The organism is uncultured Novosphingobium sp., from assembly GCF_964277725.1.
Taxonomy (GTDB): Bacteria; Pseudomonadota; Alphaproteobacteria; order Sphingomonadales; family Sphingomonadaceae; genus Novosphingobium; species Novosphingobium fluoreni.
Genome location: NZ_CAXYKL010000013.1, coordinates 1 through 5,028, shown reverse-complemented (window position 1 = coordinate 5,028; position 5,028 = coordinate 1). Strand labels below are relative to the sequence as shown.

Here is a 5,028-nt window from a genome sequence, read left to right as displayed (position 1 = left end):
GCGCTTGATGGGGAGGGCCTTGGCATCAAGACCAATGCGATCTGCCCCTTGGGAATGTCCCGCTTGTTCGAGGGCTTTTCCACCGACGAAATCTTCAACCGTTGGTTCGAGGACAATGCGCGGCCAGAGGCTGTGGCGCCGATGGTAGCCTACCTTGCCCATGCTGATTGTGCCCCCAGTAAGCGCGTGTTCTCAACCGGGCTGGGCCATGTCAGCGAGATTTTCACCGGATTGACCAAGGGCTGGCATCAAGCCGGTCACACGCCGGAGGACATCCGCGATCAATTCACCCTGATCGAGGATCGCAGCGGATACACGGTGCCGATGTCAGCATTGGAATCCACAGGTGCGATGTTTCGTGACGCGCCGTTGCCCACTTCGCGCTGAATTTCCTAGCTATTCCTGTTTCAGCTATTCACAAGGCGAGCAATTTACATGACCGCAAACCTAATTCTCGTAACCGGTGCCACTGGCGCGCAGGGCGGAGCCACTGTCGACGCACTGCTGGACGCAGGCTTCAAGGTGAGGGCGATGTCGCGCAACCCGGACAGTCAGGCCGCGCGTGACCTGGCGGGTCGCGGCGTAGACGTGGTTCAAGGCGACTTCGACGATAAGGAAAGCCTGGCGACCGCGATGAGCGGCGTGACTGGGGTCTTCTCCGTACAGATGCCCCCGATGCCCGATGACCTCGAAAGCGAACTTCGCACCGGGCGCCAATTGGTCGAGGCGGCGCGGGCCGCGGGGGTGCAGACGTTCGTGCATACGTCCGTGGCGCGTGCGGGTGATCAGGCCAACTTCGTGGGTTGGGACAGCAATCGGTGGTGGCCCGATTACTGGAACAGCAAGTCGGGCGTGAATGACATCGTGCGCAGCGCCGGCTTCCCCTTCTGGGTGGTATTGAAGCCTGCCTTCATGATGGACAACTTCATCCCGCCCAAAGTGACATGGATGTTCCCATCGCTGATCAAGGGCTCCGTTGATACGGCGATGTCGGCAGATACCCAGCTCGATCTGATCGCGGCCGCCGATATCGGGCGTTTCGCCGCAGCCGCCTTCGCTGATCCCGCGCGTTTCTATGGTCAGGAGATCGATCTTGCGGCGGAATCGCTGACCATGGCTGACGTTGCGGCGGTGATTGCGGATGTGACCGGCCGGCCAGTGCGGAGCAGCAGTCTCTCCGGCAAGGAAGCCGTGGCCGCCGGCAATCATGCCGGTCTGGTGGAAAGCCAGAAGTGGGCTAGTGTCGAAGGCTACAAGGTCGATCTGGCCAAGGCCCGCAGCCATGGCATCAAGTTGGAAAGCTTTGCCGATTGGGCCAAGCGGCACGATAAGGCCTTCCAGGTCCAAGTGGCCTGAGGAAGCGAAAACGACCTGCGATGTCTGAGGCCGATGAAACGACCGATCCCAATGACCGCCAGTTTGTAAAGGCGTTGGCGCGCGGGCTGGACGTGCTGCGCTGTTTCGATCGTCCTCACGCGGTTCTCAACGTGGCGGAGATTGCCCGGCGGTTGGGCATGAGCCAGCCCACCGCCTGGCGTCTGTGCTACACGCTCTTGAAATGCGGCTTCCTAGTGCGCTCGAGCACTGGTCGTGGCCTCAGCATCGGTGCACCGGCCATCACCCTGGGTTACATCGCGGCCCAGGGGCAGAACGCCCGCAGCGTCGCCATGCCTTATCTACGCAGTATCGTGGATGATATCGGCACAAGCGCCACCCTCAGCTTGCGCGCCGATGACGAGATGATCTGGATGGAGCAAATCGACGGCGACATGATCGTACGCGACCACGCGATCGGGTGGAGAGCGCCGCTGGACACCGTCGCTGCCGGCCTGGCGGTTCTCGCGGCTCTGCCAGAACAGGAACGCGAGATGGCGATGGCCCGAATGGCCTTAGCCGATCCTGAGCGTTTGGAGCGCCACCGTGATCGCGTCGCACAAGCCGTGGCTAGCCTTGCAGACAACGGCCACGTGGAACTGACGGGCGGCTTTGGCGGACGCTACGCCTCTGTAGCCGTGCCGCTTTTCCCCACCGGCACCGCCCCGTCCGAGCAATGGTGCCTCGTATGCGGGGGGATAATGGGCGCATGGAGTGAGAACGGCCTGGGCCATGTGGCGCAGCGCCTCGTCGCAACGCGGGCGCTGCTGGCCCCGGCGATGGCGGCGCTGGAAGCGCAATCTGTAAGCCCCGATAGCTTACGCGCCTAGCGCCGTACGTGGCTCAACAACTCCGCCGCGCGCTCCGCGATCGCAATCGTCGCCGCGTTGGTATTGCCGGACACCAGCGAGGGCATGACCGAAGCATCGACGACGCGCAGACCTTCTATCCCGCGCACCCTTAGCTGGGGATCCAACACGGCATCGGCACCACCCATGCGGCATGTGCCTGCCGCATGATACCCGATGCCGGATGTTGCCCGAATCAAGGCCTCCCATTCGGCATCGTCGCGCGGGGTTTCGGTCGGAAAATTGTCCGCCACAACGTGCGATGCCAGCGGCTCGGTACGGAACAGGCGATCCAGGAATTTTCCAAAGGCGATCAGCCGGCGCACGTCTCTTTCATCACCCAGCAGGCGATGGTCGATGATCGGGGCGGCGTGCGGATCGCTACTGGCGAGCCGGATTTCACCGCGGCTATCGGGCCGCATGCAGTTGCCGCCGATGGTAATTCCGGGCTGCTTGTGCATCTGCGGCTTGCCCTTTTCAAACCCGATCGCCAGCGGGATGAAACTAACGGCGATGTCGGCTTCGGGCAGTTCGGGAGAAGACCGCAGGCCTGCCATGACCTGCACCGCCGCAGATGACATCGGTCCATTCTTCTTCGCCAGCCAGCGTAGAAGGTTCTTGCCGATCGTCCAGGGGCCGAACGGGCTGTTGTACGTAGGAACATCCACCAGCTTGCTATACGTCAGCCCGCAGTGGTCCTGCAGATTCTGGCCAACGGGCAGATCGGCCACCACCGGAATGCCCAGCGCTGAAAGGGCCTGTGCCGGGCCGATTCCGGATCGCATCAGGATCGCCGGAGAATTCAACGCGCCGGCACAGACCAGTGTCGTGCGTGCCATGATGTCGCTCGCCACATCTCCGCGGATCACGCGCAGGCCGGTCGCACGGCCTTCACTGATCAGCACTTTGTCCACCGTGGTTTCGGTCATGATCGTCAGGTTCGGCCGCTTGCGAGCCTCTGCCAGATATGTCACCGCCGTGCTGGAGCGACGCCCGCCAGGGGCCGTCGTCAAATTTTCATAGACGCCATATTGATCGCCATCGCAGTACTCCTCGCGATGGGGCACGCCATTGTTCACGAAAGCGCCGATCACCGCGTCGACGAGTTCATGCCGCGCGTTCTGGTGGCCGACTTTCAGGGGACCATGGCTGCCATGCCATTGCGAGGGCGCGCCTTGGTAGTTCTCGGCCTTCAGGAAGTAAGGCAGCATCTCCGGCCAGCCCCAGCCGTCGGCACCGGCTTCAACCCAGCGGGTGTAATCATCCCGATTACCCCGGACATAGACCATCCCGTTTATGCTGCTGGACCCGCCCAGCATCTTGCCACCTGACCAGTTGATACGCCGACCCCCGATGCTGGGATCAGGCTCGGCCAGAATCGACCAATCAAAAATCTTGTTTCCCATCATGGCGTAAGAGCCTGCGGGCATCGTCACGAAAAGATTGCGCGACCGATCTTTTCCCGCCTCGACCAGGATGACCTTCACATCGGGATTTTCGGTAAGTCGGGCCGCCAGGACGGCACCCGCGCTGCCGGAGCCGGCGATCACGTAATCTACCATTTCACCCATCCTCACCAATCGGTATAAGAAAATCGCCTTATCACAGGCTGCGATATTCCCGACATCGCCCTGAGGCGCAAGGGGTTGCGTCCGCTGCCGGATCACAGCGACGGGGATTTCCATGATGTCGCACTGGCGATACCAGTATTCACATGTGCATATTACGCATTGTCGGCGCTGCGATCAGTCGTTAGCCTCATTGGCAACGATAATTATGGGATACCGGGATGAGGCGCAACGACGCTGGCCGACCTGCAGGCGCAGGTCCGGCGGAGCGACGAGTGGTGCTAGCCATTCGCTTACTGCGGGCAAAGGCCAGCGATGCACAGGATATGTGCCGCTTGGGTGACGAGCATCAGTTATCGGCAGAATTCGGCGTTTGCCGCAGCACTATGCGCTCTGCGGCAAGAGAGCTTGAGCGACAAGGCGTCATCCGCGTCGTGCGTGGTCGATTGGGCGGCCTTTATGGCGGCGGGAGGCCATCGGCAGAGGCCACCCAGAAGCTGGTGGACCATCTTACTCTGGCAGAGTTGCCAACGCTGGATGTCGCGAAGTTCGCGATGGCGCTGTACCGTTTGGGCATCCGGGAAGCTACGCGCAAAATAAGCCCTGAGGGACGCCAGCGCCTGGCACACGACATCCAGAAAATGTCAGCGATGGACAAAGGCAACTGGAGCTTGGAGGCTTGGCAAATCTTCCGGACAGATCTTGTCAGCCTGGCGGGCGGGGCCGCTCTATCATTTCTTCACTCCGCCTATCACGGGGCTTATCACAACGCGATGATGTCCGAACTTCATCTTGTCGATATCCGAGGCAACCCGATCTCCGATCGTGACGAGGTGATGTGGGAACTGGAGCTGTGTGTCGCCCAGGCCGTTCTCGCCGGCGATGTCAGCAGCACGGATCGCGCCGCATGCGACTGCACGGATCAAGAAGCCGAATACGTAAAGATGACGCTGGCGGACGGCATGCTTTCGCAGACCTTGCGGCCCCATACTTTATTTCGGCCCTCCGCCAAAGCCCCGGCTTCCGCCATGAAGTTGGCCCATCATGTGCTGCGCGCGCTGCATCAGCGGATCAGCGAGCCGGACGTTTACCCCGGCCATTATCTTGGCACTATTGCAGCGCTAGCCGCATCTTATGGCGTCAGTATCGACGTCATGCGGGACACCGTGCTCCTGGCCGATCAGCAAAAGCTGATCGAACTGCGTCGGGGGCGGCACGGCGGCGTCTATGTTTCCCGC

At 61.5% G+C, this 5,028-nt stretch carries 4 protein-coding genes and 1 pseudogene; 4 read left to right on the top strand and 1 reads right to left on the bottom strand.

Going from position 1 to position 5,028, the window contains the following annotated elements; translation table 11 throughout:
* From ACHWRX_RS01085 to ACHWRX_RS01075, 3 genes and pseudogenes are all read left to right on the top strand, one after another.
* Window positions 1–387: pseudogene (locus ACHWRX_RS01085) on the top strand (hypothetical protein); the annotation flags it as partial.
* Between the two features lie 48 nt (window positions 388–435).
* Complete coding sequence (locus ACHWRX_RS01080; RefSeq protein WP_394657776.1) at window positions 436–1,356, top strand: NmrA/HSCARG family protein; 921 nt, start codon at window positions 436–438, stop codon at window positions 1,354–1,356.
* A gap of 20 nt (window positions 1,357–1,376) precedes the next feature.
* Window positions 1,377–2,204: an IclR family transcriptional regulator gene (locus ACHWRX_RS01075; RefSeq protein ID WP_288483394.1), complete on the top strand. Its 828-nt coding sequence runs from the start codon at window positions 1,377–1,379 to the stop codon at window positions 2,202–2,204.
* Here ACHWRX_RS01075 and ACHWRX_RS01070 read toward each other — a convergent pair.
* On the bottom strand, window positions 2,201–3,784 hold the full coding sequence (locus ACHWRX_RS01070; protein WP_394657775.1) for a GMC family oxidoreductase: 1,584 nt from the start codon (window positions 3,782–3,784) through the stop codon (window positions 2,201–2,203). The two genes, ACHWRX_RS01075 and ACHWRX_RS01070, sit on opposite strands and share 4 nt — an antisense overlap.
* Window positions 3,785–4,011: 227 nt before the next feature.
* Here ACHWRX_RS01070 and ACHWRX_RS01065 point away from each other — a divergent pair.
* Window positions 4,012–5,028 (top strand): hypothetical protein (locus ACHWRX_RS01065; protein WP_394657774.1); only part of this gene is annotated, 1,017 nt, incomplete at its 3' end.